The organism is Deltaproteobacteria bacterium (genome assembly GCA_009929795.1).
Lineage (GTDB): Bacteria > Desulfobacterota > Desulfovibrionia > Desulfovibrionales > Desulfomicrobiaceae > RZZR01.
Genome location: RZZR01000380.1, coordinates 1 through 1,238, shown reverse-complemented (window position 1 = coordinate 1,238; position 1,238 = coordinate 1). Strand labels below are relative to the sequence as shown.

Below are 1,238 nucleotides of genomic sequence, written 5' to 3'. Positions count from 1 at the left end.
CGTTTCCCTGTCGTACCGGCTTCTCAGGTACATCAATTCTCCGGGATTCGGCCTGGGGGTCAAGGTCGAGTCCATTCGCCGGGCCGTGGCCATGATGGGTTCCCGGGCCCTGCGGCGATGGCTGCGGGTGACCATCATGTCCGATCTCGACCAGTCGGGCCGGGGCTATGCCCTGGTGTCCCTGTCGGCCCAACGGGCCATGTATCTGCAGGCCCTTGGCAGGTGCGCGACCACGGAATGCCGGGACGACCCAGACGGCCTTTTTCTGCTCGGGTTCTTTTCCCTGCTCGGGGCCCTGCTGGATCAGTCCATGGAGGAACTCATCGACCATTTGCCGCTGGATTCCTGGTTGAAAACGGCCCTGATCGATCCTTCGGCTCCGGAAGCGGCCTGGCTCAGACTGGTGGAGGCCCAGGAACGGGGCGATTGGGAGCGGGTGGCCGAGTACCTGGACCGGCTCGGCCTGGATCCGGTCCATTCGGCCGAGCAGTATTACCAGGCCAGGATTTGGGCCGATTCGGTCCTCGGCAGTTCGCGGGGCTCGATCTAGTCTGCGGCATCCTCGTATCTTTCGTCCAGGACCCGCTTGGTCTTGCTGAAGGTCCTGGGCAGCTGGCCGGGGTCGAGGACCTGGACCTCGGCCCGGGCCATGAGATGCTTGTGAAGATCCCTGGCCAGAGCCGGAGCCGGGTCGACGGCGGCCGGTTCCGATTCGGGTCGGCGTTCGACCTGAACCGTCATGGAGTCCAGCCCGTCCCGGCGCTGGAGGTGGATGCGGTACTCGGGTCCGACCTCGGGGTGGCGTTCGAGGACGTCGGCGATCTGGCCGGGGTAGATGTTCACTCCCCGGAAGATGAACATGTCGTCGGAGCGGCCGAAGATACGGTCGTGCCGGGGCATGGACAGCCCGCAGGGACAGGGGCCCGGAACGAGGCGGGTCAGGTCCCTGGTCCGGTAGCGGATGAGGGGCGCGGCCTCCTTGGTCAGGGTCGTGACCACCATCTCGCCGACCTCGCCTTCGGGAACGGGCTGGAGGGTCTCGGGATCCAGAATTTCCAAAATGTACTTGTCGGCCCAATAGTGAATGCCCTGGTGGGCCCGGCATTCCTGGCCGGCCCCGGGCCCGTAGAGCTCGGTCAGACCGGTGATGTCGAAGGTCTCCCGGACACCCAGGAGGGTTCTGATCCGCTTGGCCATCTTGGGAGTGTGGGGCTCGGACCCGAAGATGAGGGTGTGCA

2 protein-coding genes are annotated in these 1,238 nt (G+C 65.4%); one reads left to right on the top strand and one right to left on the bottom strand.

All coding sequences use genetic code 11. The annotated features are described in order from the left end of the window. Window positions 1-550, top strand: a 550-nt coding sequence (locus EOM25_15155) for an HDOD domain-containing protein (protein NCC26517.1), incomplete at its 5' end; no start/stop codon positions are given. Here EOM25_15155 and EOM25_15150 read toward each other — a convergent pair. Next, on the bottom strand, window positions 547-1,238 hold a 692-nt coding region (locus tag EOM25_15150), incomplete at its 5' end, for a phenylacetate--CoA ligase family protein (GenBank protein ID NCC26516.1). The two genes, EOM25_15155 and EOM25_15150, sit on opposite strands and share 4 nt — an antisense overlap.